15 protein-coding genes are annotated in these 16,414 nt (G+C 63.4%); 10 read left to right on the forward strand and 5 right to left on the reverse strand.

Annotated elements, in window-relative coordinates; genetic code table 11:
- The first annotated feature begins 122 nt into the window (after positions 1–122).
- Genes AC0L2X_RS30215 through AC0L2X_RS30225 form a run of 3 tightly spaced genes read left to right on the forward strand, consistent with a single transcriptional unit; the run spans position 123 to position 3,916 of the window.
- Complete coding sequence (locus AC0L2X_RS30215) at positions 123–1,049, forward strand: carbohydrate ABC transporter permease (RefSeq protein WP_473560155.1); 927 nt, start codon at positions 123–125, stop codon at positions 1,047–1,049.
- Positions 1,049–1,906 carry a carbohydrate ABC transporter permease gene (locus AC0L2X_RS30220; RefSeq protein WP_473560153.1) on the forward strand — a complete coding sequence of 286 codons (858 nt, stop codon included), beginning with the start codon at positions 1,049–1,051 and terminating at the stop codon, positions 1,904–1,906. Before AC0L2X_RS30215 ends, AC0L2X_RS30220 begins: the two co-directional genes overlap by 1 nt.
- 27 nt (positions 1,907–1,933) lie before the next feature.
- On the forward strand, positions 1,934–3,916 hold the full coding sequence (locus tag AC0L2X_RS30225) for a glycoside hydrolase family 127 protein (protein WP_473560151.1): 1,983 nt from the start codon (positions 1,934–1,936) through the stop codon (positions 3,914–3,916).
- Here AC0L2X_RS30225 and AC0L2X_RS30230 read toward each other — a convergent pair.
- Positions 3,903–4,649, reverse strand: coding sequence for a gamma-glutamylcyclotransferase (locus AC0L2X_RS30230; RefSeq protein ID WP_473560149.1), 747 nt, complete (start codon positions 4,647–4,649; stop codon positions 3,903–3,905). The genes AC0L2X_RS30225 and AC0L2X_RS30230 overlap by 14 nt on opposite strands.
- A 203-nt stretch (positions 4,650–4,852) precedes the next feature.
- The gene (locus AC0L2X_RS30235) at positions 4,853–5,632 is read right to left on the reverse strand and encodes a response regulator (RefSeq protein ID WP_473560148.1); all 780 of its coding nucleotides are present in this window, start codon (positions 5,630–5,632) and stop codon (positions 4,853–4,855) included.
- A 233-nt stretch (positions 5,633–5,865) separates the two neighbouring features.
- Between AC0L2X_RS30235 and AC0L2X_RS30240 the strand changes: the two genes are divergently transcribed.
- From AC0L2X_RS30240 to AC0L2X_RS30270, 7 genes are all read left to right on the forward strand, one after another.
- Entirely contained in the window at positions 5,866–6,780 is a 915-nt protein-coding gene (locus tag AC0L2X_RS30240) for a cytochrome-c peroxidase (RefSeq protein ID WP_473560146.1), read from the forward strand.
- A complete protein-coding gene (locus AC0L2X_RS30245; protein WP_473600957.1) occupies positions 6,777–9,293 on the forward strand; it encodes a two-component system VirA-like sensor kinase in 2,517 nt (838 codons plus the stop codon). Before AC0L2X_RS30240 ends, AC0L2X_RS30245 begins: the two co-directional genes overlap by 4 nt.
- Before the next feature lie 167 nt (positions 9,294–9,460).
- Positions 9,461–10,510: a methyltransferase gene (locus AC0L2X_RS30250; RefSeq protein ID WP_473560142.1), complete on the forward strand. Its 1,050-nt coding sequence runs from the start codon at positions 9,461–9,463 to the stop codon at positions 10,508–10,510.
- A 2-nt stretch (positions 10,511–10,512) separates the two neighbouring features.
- Complete coding sequence (locus tag AC0L2X_RS30255; RefSeq protein WP_473600958.1) at positions 10,513–11,031, forward strand: hypothetical protein; 519 nt, start codon at positions 10,513–10,515, stop codon at positions 11,029–11,031.
- A 96-nt stretch (positions 11,032–11,127) separates the two neighbouring features.
- The gene (locus AC0L2X_RS30260) at positions 11,128–12,003 is read left to right on the forward strand and encodes a class I SAM-dependent methyltransferase (RefSeq protein ID WP_473560139.1); all 876 of its coding nucleotides are present in this window, start codon (positions 11,128–11,130) and stop codon (positions 12,001–12,003) included.
- A gap of 243 nt (positions 12,004–12,246) precedes the next feature.
- Positions 12,247–13,410 carry a hypothetical protein gene (locus AC0L2X_RS30265; RefSeq protein WP_473600959.1) on the forward strand — a complete coding sequence of 388 codons (1,164 nt, stop codon included), beginning with the start codon at positions 12,247–12,249 and terminating at the stop codon, positions 13,408–13,410.
- Positions 13,397–14,029 carry a hypothetical protein gene (locus AC0L2X_RS30270; protein ID WP_473560136.1) on the forward strand — a complete coding sequence of 211 codons (633 nt, stop codon included), beginning with the start codon at positions 13,397–13,399 and terminating at the stop codon, positions 14,027–14,029. The genes AC0L2X_RS30265 and AC0L2X_RS30270 overlap by 14 nt, the downstream gene beginning before the upstream one ends.
- Here the strand turns inward: AC0L2X_RS30270 and AC0L2X_RS30275 are convergent.
- The 3 genes from AC0L2X_RS30275 to AC0L2X_RS30285 are packed head-to-tail and all read right to left on the reverse strand — an operon-like array spanning position 14,026 to position 16,166.
- Entirely contained in the window at positions 14,026–14,466 is a 441-nt protein-coding gene (locus tag AC0L2X_RS30275) for a GtrA family protein (protein WP_473600960.1), read from the reverse strand. The genes AC0L2X_RS30270 and AC0L2X_RS30275 overlap by 4 nt on opposite strands.
- Positions 14,459–15,151 (reverse strand): class I SAM-dependent methyltransferase, encoded by a 693-nt coding sequence (locus tag AC0L2X_RS30280; RefSeq protein WP_473560133.1) that lies wholly within the window; start codon positions 15,149–15,151, stop codon positions 14,459–14,461. Before AC0L2X_RS30280 ends, AC0L2X_RS30275 begins: the two co-directional genes overlap by 8 nt.
- Positions 15,126–16,166, reverse strand: a complete 1,041-nt coding sequence (locus AC0L2X_RS30285; RefSeq protein ID WP_473560131.1) for a glycosyltransferase family 2 protein — start codon at positions 16,164–16,166, stop codon at positions 15,126–15,128. Before AC0L2X_RS30285 ends, AC0L2X_RS30280 begins: the two co-directional genes overlap by 26 nt.
- Positions 16,167–16,414: the final 248 nt, after the last annotated feature.

Here is a 16,414-nt window from a genome sequence, read left to right on the forward strand (position 1 = left end):
CTGCGGTAACGCCGCCCTACAAACTGTGGGGCGGGCCCACTTCGGAGAGGACCCCACCCCCGGCCTGCGGCCGGACCCTCCCCTCAAGGGGGAGGGGGACGTCCCACTAATGGAAGACCCGCATGACCACCATCACAGCAATCTCCGCCCCGACGCGCCCCCGCAAACTCGTCGGCGTCGGGCGCCGGCAGTGGATCGGCCTGCTCTATGTCGCGCCGGCCGTTGCCCTGGTCGTCGTCTTCTTCATCGTGCCGCTTTGCATGACCGCCTGGATGTCGCTGCACAATTGGCCGCTGATGGGGGCGCATAGCTTCATCGGGCTCGACAATTACTGGGCGATCCTGCGTGACACCCGTTTCTGGAACGCGCTGAAGTTCACCGGCTACTACACGGTGGTGGTGACGATCGCGATCTTTGCCGTTGCCTTTCCGCTGGCGCTGTTCATCGAACGGCCGCGGCAGCTGACCGGCTTCTACCGCACGTCCTTCTTCATGCCGGCGGTCATCGGTTTTGCTTCGGCCAGCCTTTTGTGGTCGTGGCTGCTCAATGTCGATTCCGGCCTGTTCAGCCCGGCCGCCTTCGAGCTTGGCCTGACCGAGAAGAAATTCAATCTGCTGGCGACCTTCCAGCCGGCCTTCTGGTCGATCATCGCCATGGTGGTGTGGAAGGTGGCGGGCTTCACCATGATCATCCTGATGACCGGCCTGCAATCGATCCCGCCGGACCTGCAAGAGGCGGCGATGATCGACGGGGCAGGGCCATTCGCGCGGTTCCGGGCGATTACCCTGCCGCTGATGCGCCGCACGCTGGCGCTGGCGCTGATCCTGTCGGTCGCCGGCTCGATCCTCGCCTTCGACCAGTTCTACATCATCCTGCGCGGCGGCCCGCGCAACCAGACGCTGACCGCAGTCTATTGGATCTTCAACCAGTCCTTCGTGTCGTTCAAGCTCGGCTATGGCGCCGCCCTATCGATGGTCCTGCTTGTCATCCTGGTGGCGCTCAGCCTCATCCAGTTGCGGCTGTTGCGCCAGCCCGAGGGGGTCGACTGATGGCACAGGCAAGGAGCCGCAACCGCCGCATCGGCATGCAGATCGCCGAGCACTCGACTGGCATCGTCGCGTCCATTCTGTTCCTGGCGCCGATCGCCTGGACGGTGCTTTCGGCCTTCAAGCCGGCGCAGGAGGCGCGCCAGCCGCCGCTGCCGCCCTGGCCGACCAGCGGCATCTCGCTCGAGAACTACGCCACGCTCAACACGTTCGGCGACGGCCTGTGGCTGCCGGCACAAAACAGCATCTATGTCTCGGTCATGACCGTGGTGCTGTCGGTGATCGTCAGCGTGCTCGCCGGCTACGGTTTCTCGCGCTTCCGCTTTCCGCTGAAGAACCTGCTGTTCGTCGTCATCCTGTCGACGATCATGATCCCGTTCCAGTCGATCCTGACGCCGATCTTCCTGGTGCTGACAAAAATCGGCCTGCACAACACGCTGACCGGGCTGGTCTGCGTCTACGTCACGCTGCAGCTGCCGTTCTCGATCTTCATGATGCGCAACGCCTTCGACGCGGTGCCGCGCGAAATCGAGGAGGCCGCGCGCATGGACGGCGCCAACAATGTCACCATGCTCTTGAGGGTCATGCTGCCGCTGGTCTGGCCTGGCATCGTCACCATCGCGCTGTTTGCCTTCCTCGGCGCCTGGAACGAGTTTCTGGCGGCCCTCGTGCTGATGACCGACCAGTCGAAATTCACGCTGCCGATCATGATGACCGCACTCCAGTCCGGCCGCTTCGGCGCCATCGACTGGGGCGCCGTGCAGGCCGGCGTCACCGTGATGATGGTGCCGTGCCTGGTGCTCTTCCTTTTGCTGCAGCGCTTCTACATCCGCGGCCTCATGGCAGGGGCCGTCAAGTGACCAATCGAACCGAACCGGAGTAAATTGATGACCGCATCGCAATCCGCCAGTCAGGGCGCCAAGCCGAAACTCGCCTTCCGGCCGCTTCCGGTGCCGCAGGTCGATGTGCGCGGCTTTTGGGGCGACCGCGTCGATGCCGTCGCCTCAAAAACCGCCGGCATCCTCTACGACCGCTGCGTCGAGGCCCGCATGCTCGAGCAAATCGATCCGGACCGGCCGTCGCCCGGCGTCGTCATTCCGTTCCACTCACCCTCGCCGGACGAGGCAGCCACCGCCGGCAACGAGTTCACCGGATCGACGGTGACGACGCAGATGTTCTGGGACTCGGATTGGGGCAAAACCATCGAGACCGCCGCCTATTCGCTCTACCGCCGCCGCAACGACGAGCTGGAGAAGAAGATCGACGCCGTCATCGACATGTATGGCAGGCTGCAGCAGCCCGACGGTTATCTGTCGAGCTGGTACCAGCGCATCCAGCCGGGCCTGCGCTGGACCAATCTGCGCGATTGCCACGAGCTCTATTGCGCCGGCCATCTGATCGAAGGTGCGGTCGCCTATTACCAGGCCACGGGCAAGCGCAAGCTGCTCGACATCATGTGCCGCTATGTCGACCATATCGCCGAGACGTTCGGTCCCGAGCCCGGCAAGAGGAAGGGCTATTGCGGCCATGAGGAGATCGAGCTGGCGCTGGTCAAGCTGGCGCGGGTGACCGGCGAGCGCAAATACATGGAGCTAGCCAAATACTTCATCGACCAGCGGGGACTTGAGCCGCATTATTTCGACGAGGAGGCGCGCGCCCGCGGCGCCGACCCGAAGGCCTATCATTTCAAGACTTACGAATACAACCAGTCGCACAAGCCCGTTCGCGAGCAGGACAAGGTCGTCGGCCATGCGGTGCGGGCGATGTATCTCTATTCGGGCATGGCCGACATCGCCACCGAATATGGCGACGACACGCTGCGGGTGGCGCTCGACCGGCTGTGGGACGATCTCATGACCAAGAACCTCTATGTCACCGGCGGCCTCGGGCCGTCGGCGCACAATGAAGGTTTCACCGCCGATTACGACCTGCCCAACGACACCGCCTACGCCGAGACCTGCGCTTCGGTCGGCCTGGTGTTCTGGGCAAGCCGCATGCTCGGCATGGGTCCCAACGCGCGCTACGCCGACATCATGGAGCGGGCGCTCTACAACGGCTCGATCTCCGGCCTGTCGCTCGACGGCTCGCTGTTCTTCTACGAAAATCCGCTCGAAAGCCGCGGCGCCCACCACCGCTGGAAATGGCACCGCTGCCCGTGCTGCCCGCCCAATGTCGGGCGCATGGTCGCCTCGATCGGCAGCTATTTCTACGGCCTGTCGGACGACGCACTCGCCGTCCATCTCTATGGAAACGGCACGGCTCGTTTCGATATCGCCGGGACGCAAATTGAGCTGACCCAGACCAGCAATTATCCGTGGGACGGCGCGGTCTCGATCTCCGTCGAACCGCAAGCTCCGACCGAGTTCACCTTGCACCTGCGCCTGCCGGGCTGGTGCCGCAAGGCAGTGCTCAAGGTCAACGGCGCCGATGTCGATCTGGCTGCTGTCACCAGCGACGGCTATGCCGCGATCCGCCGCGAATGGCGCAAGGGCGACCGCGTCGAGCTCGACCTCGAAATGGCCGTCGATCGCCTCTACGCCAATCCGCAGGTGCGGCAGGATATCGGCCGCGTCGCACTGGCCCGCGGGCCGCTGATCTATTGCGTCGAGGAGACCGACAATTCCAGCCAGCTGCACCGCATCGCTTTGCCGCGGACGGCCGACATCGAGGCGCATCAGCAGCCGAACCTTCTGGGCGGCGTCGTGACACTTTCGGCGATTGCCAAGAAGGAGGCTTTCGAAAACTGGGAAGAGGGGCTCTACCGCACCGAACCGCCAGCGGTCGAGGAAGCAAAAGTCACCGCCGTGCCGTATTTCGCCTGGGACAACCGCGACCCCGGCGAGATGCTGGTCTGGCTCAGGGACGAATAAAGCCCGACGGCGGCGCCCGACCGATCTCCTCGGCCACAAGTTCCTGCAGCTGCCAGAGGTTGCGGTCGCGGATGCCGCAAGCGTCGAGATGGCGAATGGTCTCGAACAGATATTCGGCGCCCGAACCCCAGTGGCCGACGGCCGTGGCCAGGGTCGCCGCTATCGCTCGCTTTTCGAGCTTGCCGGCATAGCGCGGATTGGCGGGATCGACAACGAAACCAAGCGCTTGGCCCATGCCGTCGCCCGTCCTGACCTGCAGCCAGCGCGGCACATTGACGGCCGGCAGGATGGTCATCTCGCGGCGCAGCAGCGCTTCGAGATTGGCCGACACCGGCTCGGCGATCTCGAACACCATACCCTGGCATTGGCCGCCGCGGTCGAGCGCCATCATCAGGCCGGGCTGCTCGATCGTTCCCCTGAAGCGTTGCACCGTAAAACAGAACGAACGGTGCCAGCCTGTCGCCACGGCCCGTTCGCCACCCCTGACCTCGCCGGCCGGCTTCCACAGCAGTGAACCATAGGCAAACAGCTTCACCGGCCCGGCCGGCGCGCCGGCCAGCACCTCGTCGCGAATGCGCGCGTAATCGGCATCGGTCATGTAGACCATGCCCGGCGTCGGCCCGGCGTCCTCGACCGCCCGCAAAGTGCGGGCGACCAGCGCCTCGGTCAGCGCCATCGGTGACTTGCGCGGTGCCGACCGACGCCGCGATGCGGCGGAAATGACCTTGCTCATCCTCGTGCTCTCAGCTTTGCCGCCATGTTGCCGAAGGCTGAAGGATTCTCAAGGGCCGAGTGCACCGGCGCCAAAATACCTGGATCAGACGCGCGAGGTGGCCTGAAAGGCAGACCGGCCCGGCTCATTGGATGCCTATCGGCGGTCGTCCCTGGAAACTATAGAAAGGTCTCCGTCTGCTGACAGGCGCAGGCACGGCAGCGTCAGAGTACCTCGACCGCGGTCGCGAACACGTAACCGGCGCCACGCTCCGTAACGATGAGCTTGGGCTCGCTCGGGTTGACCTCGAGCTTGCGGCGCAGCCGCAATATCTGCACGTCGATGCTGCGGTCGAACACCTCCTCGTCGTGCACGCGGCTGGCAGCGAGTAGCTGCTCGCGGCTCAGGATCTGCTGTGGCGATTTCAGGAAGGCTGCCAGCAGGTTGAACTCGCCGGCGGTCAACGGCGTCGCCTCGCCCGCCGGCGACCTCAGGCGCCGCATCCGCATGTCGAGCTCCCAGCCGGCAAAACGATAGCATATGTGCTTCTTGCCGCGCGGCTGCGGCTGCGCCGACGCCGATCGCCGCAGCACGGCGCGAACACGCGCCAGCAGCTCCCTGAGGCTGAAGGGCTTGGTGATGTAGTCGTCGGCGCCGAGTTCCAGGCCGACGACGCGATCCACCTCGTCGCGCCTGTGGCCGGTGATGATGATGATGGGCGCTTCCGGCGGACTGCCGAGTTGCCGCATGACGTCGAACCCGTCCTCGTCCGCAAGCCTCATATCGAGGATCATCAGGTCCACGGGCTTTTCGTTGAGGACGCGCGACATGGCCCGGCTGTCGGCGACCGCGCTGACCCTGAAGTTTTCGCTCTCCAGGTAATTGGTGAGCATATCGCGAATTTCGGCGTTGTCGTCGACGACAAGAATATGCCTCGGCGCCGCTGCCTGCTCGATACTGCCTTTCGACTGCTGTTCGTGGCGAATGTTTTGTTCGGCTGACATCTCGCACCGTCCGCAAGCGTGGAACTCATGACCGAGCCGTTGCTTTTATTAAACATCGATTTTCGGCGATTTATTGGTGAGCGCGATGATCTTCGTGATCGCACACCCTGCCACAGGCTCGCTCGATGGCACATCAGCAGATTGGTAAGGTTCGGGCGGGGCTTTTTGTTCCGCTTTGCCTGGCAATGGCGGCACCTTTTGCGTTGGCCCAGAGCAGTCAGCCGGCCCCGCCGATGGGCGAGCCGATTGCGCCGATCACGGCCAGCGGTCCCTCCGACCGGGCGAAGATCGCGCTCGGCGAGAGCCTGTTCAACGATGCCCGCCTGTCGCATGGCGATGTCGTGGCCTGCAGTTCCTGTCACAGGCTGGATCTCAGCGGCGACGACGGTCAGGCCCGTTCCGTGGCGGCGGACGGCAAGCCGCTCGAATTCAACACGCCGACCGTCTTCAACGCGGCGCTCGATTTCCGGCTGAACTGGCGCGGCAATTTTCGCACTTTCGAGCAGCAGAACGAGGCAGCCCTGCTCGATGACAGGCTAATGAATACGAGCTGGGAGGAATTGCTGACCAGGCTGCGCTCCGATGCAGACTATTCGCAGCGGTTCGCGAGGGTCTACGGCTCCATTCCCGACCGGACAAACGTGCTCGACGCCTTGGGGATGTTTCAACAGTCGCTGATCACGCCCGATGCCCGTTTCGACCGCTATCTCAAGGGCGAACGCGACGCCATCACGACCGACGAAGAGCACGGCTATCAACTGTTCAAAGCGTATGGCTGCGTCGCCTGCCACCAGGGCGCCAATGTGGGCGGCAATCTGTTTCAGAAATTCGGCATCTTCCAGGATCCCTTCGCACGCCAGAAGACCCTGACCAAGGCGGATCTCGGCCGCTTTGCCATTACCGGCGCCGAAAGTGACCGCCATGTGTTCCGTGTTCCCAGCCTGCGCAACGTCGCGGTGACGGCGCCGTATTTTCACGATGGCCGCACCGCATCGCTCGCAGACGCGGTGAAGATCATGGCGCAGAACCAGCTCGGCCGGGAGCTCGACCAGCGCGATGCCGATCTCATCGTCGAATTCCTCGGGACCTTGACGGGCGAGTATCGCGGCCGGCCGTTGACCAGCGCAGCCGATCGTCTGCAGCAATGAAGTCGCTACGCATCCTGGCGCCGATCGTTGCCTGCCTGCTCATCGTCCTGACCTACCTCCTGGTGCAGGGCACGGCTCCCGATGCGGCGCGCCACGAACGCACGCTCGATGCGCTCAGGACCGTCATCCTCTATAACGCCGCCCTGCAGCGCGATGTGTTGCGGGCACGCGCGGGACTGCTGCGCAGTTACGATCCGCTTGTGCGGTCGATCGAGAACCTGGATGAGGCGACGCAGACGCTGCCGGCTGACCGCGACGTCGCAAGCGGCGAAACACGGGTGGATATCGACAAGCGGATCGCCGGGGTCATCGCCGCGGTCCGCGACGAGGAAGCGCTTGTCGAGAGGTTCAAGTCCGACAACGCGCTGCTGCAGAATTCGCTGAACTTTTTCAACTATATGAGCGGTCGCCTCACGAGCGAGGGTGACGGCCTTCGAGCGGTCGAGATAGGAGCCCTGATGGTCGCGATGTCGCGGTTTATCAGCGATCCCCAGCCGGACGCGGCAAAGGCAGTAACCGCCGCACTCGACCGGCTGGCCAGGCCCTCGGTCGATACCGTGCCTGCAAGCGATGTGCTCTCGCTCGTCTCCCACGGCCGGCTTATCGTCGCCAGGCTTCCGGCGGTCGACGGTCTCGTCGCCCGCCTGCAGACCGCGCCGACGAGCGAGCGGGCTCGCGCGCTGCAGGACGTCTATCTCGGTGCGCATGGGCGGGCCGCGGCCAGGGCCGAACTGTTCCAGACGCTGCTTTATGTCGCCGCGCTGGGACTCGTCGGCTATGTCGCCTACCTGTTCGCCCGACTGCGCCGCAATGCGCGGATCCTGCGCGAGCGGCTGGAATTCGAGGGCCTGATCGCCTCGATCTCCACGCAGTTCATCAATCTGCCGCGCGACCACATCCGCGCCGGCATCAGCAAGGGCCTCGCGCGCCTGGTCGACCATGCCGGGCTCGACGGCGCCCAGATTTTCGTCAGCCACATAGCCGGTCCTTCCGGCGGCTACTTCTATCGCCGTCCGGGCGCGAGCAGGCCGGCCCCCCTGCCGAATGACGTGATCGAGCTTGCTTCACGCTGGACGCTTGCCGACCATGAGCGGCAAGGCTGCATCGACGTTCCCAGCGTCGACGAGCTTCCCGAGGGGCGGGAGAAGGCATCCCTTCAGGCGCACCAGTTTCGATCGTGGCTGTGCATACCGATGTGGCATGCCGGCGAACGATTGGGTTTTCTGACTCTCGATACCGTCACGCACGAAAAGCATTGGACCGACGACGACATTGCGCTGCTGCGCACCGCCGCCGAGATTTTTGCCAATGCCATCGCGCGCGAGCATAGCGAACGCGAGCGTGAGGCACTGCAGGCGCGGCTCAACCAGTCGCAACGGCTGGAAGCGATCGGGACGCTCGCCGGCGGCATAGCGCACGAGTTCAACAACATCCTCGGTGCCGTCCTCGGCTACAGCGAGATGGCGCTGGCGGTGCTGCTGAAGGAGTCGCGCGCGCGGCGCTACGTCCAGCAGATCATGCAGGCCGGCAGGCGGGCGCAGGACGTCACCGAGCAGATCCTGGCCTTCGGCCGTCGCCACGAGCGGCAGCATCACGCGCTGCGGGCGGAAGCCGTGGTTGCCGAAGCGGTCGACCTGTTGCGCGCCTCGTTCCCCGCCACGCTTTCAGTGCAGACGCATCTTGCAACCGCGGATGCGGCGATGATGGGCGATCCGACCGAACTTCAGCAGGTGGTGATGAACCTCGGCACCAACGCGGCGCAGGCGATGAACAACCGCGGCGCATTGGAAATCGGTCTCCACACGACGGAATTCGTCGAGGCGCGGATGCTGTCGCATGGCAACCTGCCTGCCGGCCGCTATCTCCGCCTTGCCGTCAGGGACACCGGCGACGGAATGGATCAGGCGACGCTCGAGCGCATATTCGAACCGTTCTTCACGACCAAGCCGGCAGGGCAAGGCACCGGGCTCGGCCTGTCGACGGTGCACGGCATCGTCATGACGCACAGAGGCGCGGTCGACGTGACGAGCAAGCCCGGCGAAGGCACGACCTTCGAGATCTATTTTCCGCAGATCGAGGCCGCCGCAGCAACCCAGGACGAGGACGAGAGCGACGCCGCCGAGGTGCCGGTCCAGCATGGCAACGGCGAGACGATCCTCGTCGTCGACGACGACACGCCGCTGATGCAGCTTGCGGAGGAGATGCTCACCGCGCTCGGCTACGAGCCGGTCGGGTTCGACCGCAGCCCCACGGCTCTCAGCGCATTCCGCACCGATCCGGAACGCTTCGACCTGGTGCTGACGGACGAGGTCATGCCCGACATGACAGGGATCGAATTCTCGGGCCAGTTGCACAAGATCCGGCCCGACCTTCCGATCGTGCTGATGACCGGTTACGGCCGCCCGCTGCGGTCGCGTCAACTGACGGCGGCCGGCATAACCGAAGTCATCAAGAAGCCGCTGCTGTCGGCCGCCGTCGCACAATGCCTTGCCCGCCATCTGCATTCAGGCTGATCACGGCCGGCCGGATTTCTTCGTTACAACTGTAACCAAAATCCCGCCTGGCTGAAATCGACCCGTAGCCGCGCTGGTCGATGGTCCTCCCGCGCTCAGACCGTGATCCAGAAAACCGGGAACCGATTTTCGGAAAGGTCACGGTCTCTTGAGCAAGGAGGAATCTTATGGACGCAAACATCACCGAGGTAACGAAACAGGCGAAGGACGTCGCGGAACTGTCGCCCGAAAGCCTCATGCAACTCGGCCTCGGCTTCTGGGCATCGAAGACGTTGCTGAGCGCCGTCGAACTTGACCTTTTCACGGAGTTGGCGGCTGGACCTCTCGAAGGTGAAACACTGCGGAACCGGCTCGGACTGCATGAGCGGGGAGCGCAGGATTTCTTCGACGCGCTGGTTGCGCTGAACATGCTTGAGCGCGAGGGCAACGTCTACTGCAACACGCCCGTGACTGACCGCTACCTTGACCGCAACAAGTCGACCTATGTCGGCGGGATGCTCGCCAGGGCCGGTCAGCTGCTTTACGCGAACTGGGGCTCGCTCACCGACGCGCTCAGGACGGGCAAACCGCAAAACGGCACCGAGGACGGCGAAGATCTGTTCGACATGCTGTTTTCGGACCCGGACAAGATGGCGATGTTCGCGCAGGCGATGACCGGCGGCAGCCTCCAGGTGGCGGAGGCGCTCGCCCGGCATTTTCCCTGGACGGACTATCGCACCTTCATCGATATCGGCACAGCCGAAGGCAGGCTTCCGGTCGAGATAGGACGCGCCCATCGGCATCTCACCGGCGGCGGTTTCGACCTGCCGCCGATGCGGCCGGTATTCGAGGCCTATGTGGAGCGGTACGCGCTTGCAGACCGGCTTCGGTTTTATCCCGGCGACTTCCTCGCCGAGCCGCTGCCGTCCGCCGAAGTGCTGGTGATGGGTCATATCCTGCACGACTGGAACCTGGAGGTGAAGCGCGCGCTGCTGGCAAAGGCCCATTCCGCGCTGCCGAAGCGAGGCGTGCTCATCGTCTACGACCAGATCATCGATGACGAGCGACGGGAGAACGCCGCGGGTCTGCTGATGAGCCTCAACATGCTGGTCAACACCAATGGTGGGTTCGACTACACGCGCGCCGACGGCATGGGCTGGATGCAGGAGGCGGGCTTTGCGGAGGTCCGCTGCGAGCATCTCACCGGGCCTCACTCGATGATCGTCGGCGTCAAATAGCAGTGGAGAAGCTGATGACACGAAGAGCTCTCATCGCAATTGCCGCCCTTGGCCTGGCCGCAGTATTCACCGCCGCAACGCTCAACCAGGTTGAGGTGGGCGCGGCGTCCGCGACCGCTTCGATCGAGCACGGTCGATACCTGGTGAAAATCGGCGGCTGCAACGACTGCCACACGCCAGGGTACCTGGAGAAGGCCGGCAACGTCCCGCAGGATCGATGGCTGATCGGTGACTCGCTCGGCTTCAACGGGCCGTGGGGTACGACTTACCCAACCAATCTTCGCCGGTTTTTGCGAACCATGGACGAGGACGACTGGGTACAGTTCGCGCGCACGATCGAGACGCGCCCGCCCATGCCATGGTTCAACCTGCGTGCCATGAGCGAGGCCGACCTGCGCGCCATCCACCGATATGTGCTTTCGCTCCCGGCAGACGATACGCCGGTTCCGGACTATGTGCCGCCCGGTCGTCCGCCGAAGACGCCGCATATCGTGTTCGTTCCGCGGGCGCCGAAATCATAGTGGCGTCCGAACGGTCCGGCCGGGGGCGGTCATCAGGCTGCCCAGCGGTCAAATCGAGACAAATCGATCCGCGATAAATCGATCATGGAGTCAAACATGTACAATCTGCTTGCCGAACATGCACAGAAGACCGACCGTGATCAGAGCACCATGGATCCGCGTCCCTATGCGTTGGGTTACAAGCAAAGCGAATTCAAGCGCCTGGAGCTGCAGGGAGCGCTCATTCACCACCTTACCGAGCATGTCCTGCGCAGTGCGGGCATAGGACCCGGCATGCGCGTGCTCGACATTGGCTGCGGCGTAGGCGATGTCTCGTTGCTGGCCGGAAGGCTGGTCGGACCGGCGGGAAGGGTGCTTGGTGTCGATCGCTCGGCAGAGGCTGTGGACATCGCCGAGCGGCGCGCCACTGAATCCGGCCAGTGTTACTGGACACGTTTCACAACGGCTGAGCTTGATACATTCTCGCCCGACGGGGACTTCGATGCGGTGATCGGCAGGCTTGTCCTGATGTATCTGCCCGACCCGGCCGCAACCCTGCGCAGGCTTGCCGGTTTCCTGCGGCCTGGCGGCATCGTCGCCGTCCAGGAACTGGCGATGCCGCTCACCCGAAGTTTTCCAGAGGCGCCGCTGTTTAGCAAATGCCGCGGCTGGATCATCGACACGATCAAGCGGGCGGGTTTCGAGGTCGACATGGGTGGCAGGCTGCCCATGGTGTTCGCCGGCGCAGGGCTGCCGGCGCCGCGGATGAACTCCGCCGGGCTCGCCGGCAGCGGACCCGACTCGCCGATCTACGACTACATTGCCGGCACTTTGCGCAGCCTGTTGCCGATGGCCGAGGCAGTCGGTACCGCGACCGCCGCCGAGGTGGACGTCGATACCCTCGCCGAGCGGCTGCGCAACGAGGCTGTCGAGCAGCAGACGTGCATCATGCTGCCGCCCTTCGTCGGCGCATGGGTGAATACGCCGGGATAACGAACCGAAGGGAGGACACACGATGCTCGATACTGCCATCGGCGAGCGCGCGGGACATCTCGTCGACCTGCACAACGTCGATTTCGCCTAGGACAACCGCGACCCGGCGAGATGCTGGTCTGGCTCAGAAGCGCCGGATAGCGGTATCGCCATTTGAGCCGCCAATGCATGCCTTGAATTCGCCGGGGCGCGCGTCATCTAGCTTTGGGTGGCGCCTGCCACTTGAACGGGTGGAGGCAGATTTTGGCGCTCGAAGCTGTGGCGCGTCCGAACGCCGGTCGCCGCTTTATTGCGGTAGCCGTCGTGGCGGTGCCGTTGCTGTTCGTCGTCAGTGGACTCGCCATCCGCTATGCCGCATTTGCTTCGGTCTCGTCGGAGGCAGGCTTCGCGGCCTACGCCCAGGCGCTCTGCCGGTGGGATTGCGCGTGGTATGTCGACATTTCCGAACTCGGCTATGAGCGCTTTCCCATTCCAGGCCAGAGCAATGTCGGACGCTGGGGCTTCTTCCCGCTCTATCCGATGCTGGTGGCGGCCATCCGGTCTGTTTTCCCTTTCCCGACCATCCTGGTGGCATCGATCACATCGATTGCGTGCAGCTATGCCGCCTGCCTGGTGGCGTGGCCGCTGCTCGACAAGAACATGCGCGCCTATGTGCTGTATTGCGCCTTTCTGCTCAGCGGCCCGTTCTCCTATCACTTCACGACTTTCCTGACCGAACCTCTTTTCGTGCTGCTGACGTCGTGCGTTTTTCTGGCGCTCAAACGCTCCAGCTACCTGGCCGTGGGGCTGTCGTCGGCTCTCCTGTCGGCAACCAGGCTCGTCGGGGTGCTTGTTGTATTCGCGACCGTCATTCAGATGTTCAGGGATTACCGCGCCAAGGGCGGGTCGGCGCTGTCGTTCCCGCGTTGGCTGCTTGGCCGACCGGACCTGTTCGTCGCGATCTTCATCTCGCCGGCCGGTCTGTTCGCCTACATCCTGTTCCTCTATCTGACGGTCGGCGACGGCTTTGCTTTCCTGCACGTGCAGCGCGCGTTTGGACGGGTGCCGGGCGATCCGCTCGCCTTCATATGGGACGGGCTTTCGGCCGTTCCGACAATTGGATGGCTGCCTACGGCGCCGCAATGGAGCGCGCTCGCCGCACTCATAGGACTGGCGCTGTCGGCGGTTCTGGCGGTTCGCAGGCAATATGGCGCTGCGTTGTTCTGCGCCTGCTGCATCATCCTGCCGCTGGTCACGAATCTGGCCTCGATGGTCAGATACGTCGTTGGGCTTGCACCTCTGACAATGTTGCTGGCCATGCTGTTGTCGGTGTCGAAGCCGACTTTTCTTACGGCTCTGGCTCTCTTCGTAGGCGCCTGCTATTTCATGACCGTGGCATGGATCGGGGGCTATCTTGCCCTGGTCTAGCATTCCGGACCCATATCGGCGCTCCGCCTCGTTCGTCGGCTACGCGCTCGCGGCGGTTCTGGCCGGGTCCGAGATCGTCATCCTTACTCTTGCTCTCAATCCGAACGTCAACCCCGATTATCGTGCCTATTACATCGATCGGACGACAACCTGCCTCAACCGCGATGCGGTCGGCGGCTACACATTTGGCGAGACGGTGTCGTTCCGGTCCGACGGAGCCAAAAAGACAGCCGGCATGATGGTCTGTGGCTGGTCGGGACCGGTTGCCGACGGCACCCATTCGCTGGGCGAGACCTCGCGGCTTCGCCTGAAGATACCGCCGCTCCGCGACGGCCTGACGGCCACGCTGCAAATGGCCGCCGTCATTCGCTCGCCACAGGTCACGCAAAGAGTGGTGATTTTGGTGAATGGCGTTCGGGTGCATGCGGTGACGTTGTCCGGCAAAGAGCCGCGAACGGTCTCGTTCGTCATCCCACCAGCGGCTCTCGCCGATGCCAAGACACTCGACATCGCTTTCGACTACCTCGACGGCATTCCGCAAACTCCGGCCGCCAGCAACATCTACAAACGCTCGATCAAATTGTTGTCGTTACGGCTCGATCCCATTGAGGCGAGTTAGGGCGGGCGATCACGCTGCTGGCTGCGTCTTCGCTGCTGAAAAACCCAGCGGTCGAGCATGAGAAGATTGACCGCTGGAACAAGCAGGCATGTAACCAGGATGGCAACAATCGGCGGCAGGCCGAGTTTCGCCGTCAGAAGCGCCGGCGCCGCGTAGGCGACGGCGAAGCCTGTCGCCGTCAGCAAGAAAAAACGCGGAGCTTCAGTTCGATGCGATCCGCTCGACGCGAAGGTTACGAACTTATGCGCGAGGTAAGAAAACAGGGCGGCTACCGTGTAAGCTACGAGCGAGGCACCGACCGGCGAGAGGCCGAACCGTTGCGATTTTACCAAAGCGGTGGCCATCACGGCATACAGGATCGTTGCAGCAATGCCGACCGACCCGAAACGCGCCAGTAGCCTCAGCCCGGCGTCGCTGGTCGAACGGCGCTCAGACATGCGCACTGCACGCATACTGCGCCCCAAGCGGCAAAGGCGCGAATACCCGCTCGACTCTTCTGGCCAAGGGCCTTGCCGACGGCAGCAGCAGGAAATGCTCGGATCGGATGTCCCTGAAGCCTGTCTGCTGAAAGAGATACGCAGCTTTGGCGGCGCCGAGCAGGACCGCGTCCTGGTCGAACGGGCACCGGAACACCGCTAGACGCGTCATCGGATTGTAGGGGTTGTGCTCGATGACACAGGCGACGCCGCCTGGCCGCACGACGCGTCGCATTTCCACGAAGAAATCGAGCCAGGAGGAGGGCGGAACGTGATGGACGACGCAACTGGCGAAAGCCAGATCGAACGCGCCATCCTCGTAGGGCAGTTTCGGCGTGGTGCAGGCCCTATAGGTCACACCCGGATTGTCCTGGCCGGCGCGCGAAATCGATTCTTGCGAGACGTCGCAGCCATCGAGGCTGTCGAAAGCGCCGTCGAGGTAGGGGTGGAGTGAACCGACGCCGCAGCCGACATCCAGCGCCCTGACAGCCGAACCACCCTGCCGAAGCTTTCGCTCGACCGCCAGACGCCGCAGCAGGTCCGCCTTGGCGATAAGGAAGAAGTCGTGCCCGAGCCCGGAAAACCGGATGGACCCTTCGACCGCCTCGCCATAGTTGGATTTATAGCTGTCGAAGAGTTCGGCCATCGGCGGGGACTCCACTCCTGGGCTTGTGAAACGATCGGCGGCGCTCACCAGAGACGGTACGCATCGCCTCGTCGAAGCCGGTGAGCCGATCGATCACATAAAGCGGGCGGCGTTTCACCTCGGCGTGGATGCTGCCGACATAGAGCCCGACCACGCCGGTCATGAAAAGATTGATGCCGCACAGGAGCGACACGATCACCACGGTTGATGTCCAGCCGGCAATGATGCCGGCTTCAAAAAACCAGGCAAAGATGGCGTAGGCGCCAAAGACCACCGCAAGCGCGGAAATGGCCAATCCGCCCCAGAGCGCCAGGCGCAACGGCTTCTCGGAAAAACTGACGATGCCGTGAACCGCAAGGTGCATCATCTTCCAGAACGGGTATTTGGTCTGGCCCAGGGTTCGCGCGTGGCGCTCAAACGGCACTGCCGTCTGCTTGAAGCCCATCCAGCCGAACATGCCCCTGACGAAGCGGTCATGTTCGGGCATACGCTTGAAGGTTTCCAGCGCCTTGCGGCCGACAAGGCGGAAGTCACCGACGTCGCGCGGAATATCGACCGACGTCATTTTCTCCAGCAGGCGATAAAAGAGACTTGCCGTGAAACGCTTGAACCAGGATTCGCCGTCGCGCTTGACCCGGCGGGCATAGACGATCTCGAAGCCTTCCTTCCACTTAGCCACCAGATCGAGAACGACTTCCGGCGGGTCCTGCAGGTCGGCATCCATGACGATGACGGCATCGCCCGCAGCGGCGTCCATGCCGGCGGTAATCGCTACCTGGTGGCCGAAATTGCGGGAAAATTCGATCAGTCGAAAGCGCGGCTCGGCAGCGATCACTTTTTGAAGGTATTCGACGCTTCCGTCGAGGCTGCCATCATCGACGAAGATGGCTTCGGCTTCGCCGTCCAGCCGGCCGATTAGCGAATTGATACGCTCGATCAGCCGAGGCAGCACCTGTTCTTCATTGTATATGGGCAGGACCAGCGAGTAGCGCGGCGATGACCTGTTCACCGTCATTCCAGGGCCTTGGACCACAGACTCTCGCATGCGATTGAAAATGGAACGCAAGCTACAAAGTTCCAAAGGCACTTGAGAAACTGCTAATTTAGCTGGTTCTGGAGCGAATACTGGTTCTCAAATGAGGACCTGGAGGGTGTCGTCGTGACGTCGGACGCCCTCATCAAAGCGTGGAATTATCGGTAGCTGCCGGCGCGATCGGCCTGGCGAGAAGCAGTCACTGAGGCATAGCCCTTTGACCGATTGCC

The organism is Mesorhizobium sp. WSM4828, from assembly GCF_055811175.1.

What these genes read in the sequence shown, in the direction of transcription:
- AC0L2X_RS30215 (WP_473560155.1), top strand. Translation starts at nt 123, where the DNA reads ATGACCACCATCACAGCAATCTCCGCCCCGACGCGCCCCCGCAAACTC.
- AC0L2X_RS30220 (WP_473560153.1), top strand. Translation starts at nt 1,049, where the DNA reads ATGGCACAGGCAAGGAGCCGCAACCGCCGCATCGGCATGCAGATCGCC.
- AC0L2X_RS30225 (WP_473560151.1), top strand. Translation starts at nt 1,934, where the DNA reads ATGACCGCATCGCAATCCGCCAGTCAGGGCGCCAAGCCGAAACTCGCC.
- AC0L2X_RS30230 (WP_473560149.1), bottom strand. Translation starts at nt 4,649, where the DNA reads ATGAGCAAGGTCATTTCCGCCGCATCGCGGCGTCGGTCGGCACCGCGC.
- AC0L2X_RS30235 (WP_473560148.1), bottom strand. Translation starts at nt 5,632, where the DNA reads ATGTCAGCCGAACAAAACATTCGCCACGAACAGCAGTCGAAAGGCAGT.
- AC0L2X_RS30240 (WP_473560146.1), top strand. Translation starts at nt 5,866, where the DNA reads ATGGGCGAGCCGATTGCGCCGATCACGGCCAGCGGTCCCTCCGACCGG.
- AC0L2X_RS30245 (WP_473600957.1), top strand. Translation starts at nt 6,777, where the DNA reads ATGAAGTCGCTACGCATCCTGGCGCCGATCGTTGCCTGCCTGCTCATC.
- AC0L2X_RS30250 (WP_473560142.1), top strand. Translation starts at nt 9,461, where the DNA reads ATGGACGCAAACATCACCGAGGTAACGAAACAGGCGAAGGACGTCGCG.
- AC0L2X_RS30260 (WP_473560139.1), top strand. Translation starts at nt 11,128, where the DNA reads ATGTACAATCTGCTTGCCGAACATGCACAGAAGACCGACCGTGATCAG.
- AC0L2X_RS30275 (WP_473600960.1), bottom strand. Translation starts at nt 14,466, where the DNA reads ATGTCTGAGCGCCGTTCGACCAGCGACGCCGGGCTGAGGCTACTGGCG.
- AC0L2X_RS30280 (WP_473560133.1), bottom strand. Translation starts at nt 15,151, where the DNA reads ATGGCCGAACTCTTCGACAGCTATAAATCCAACTATGGCGAGGCGGTC.
- AC0L2X_RS30285 (WP_473560131.1), bottom strand. Translation starts at nt 16,166, where the DNA reads ATGACGGTGAACAGGTCATCGCCGCGCTACTCGCTGGTCCTGCCCATA.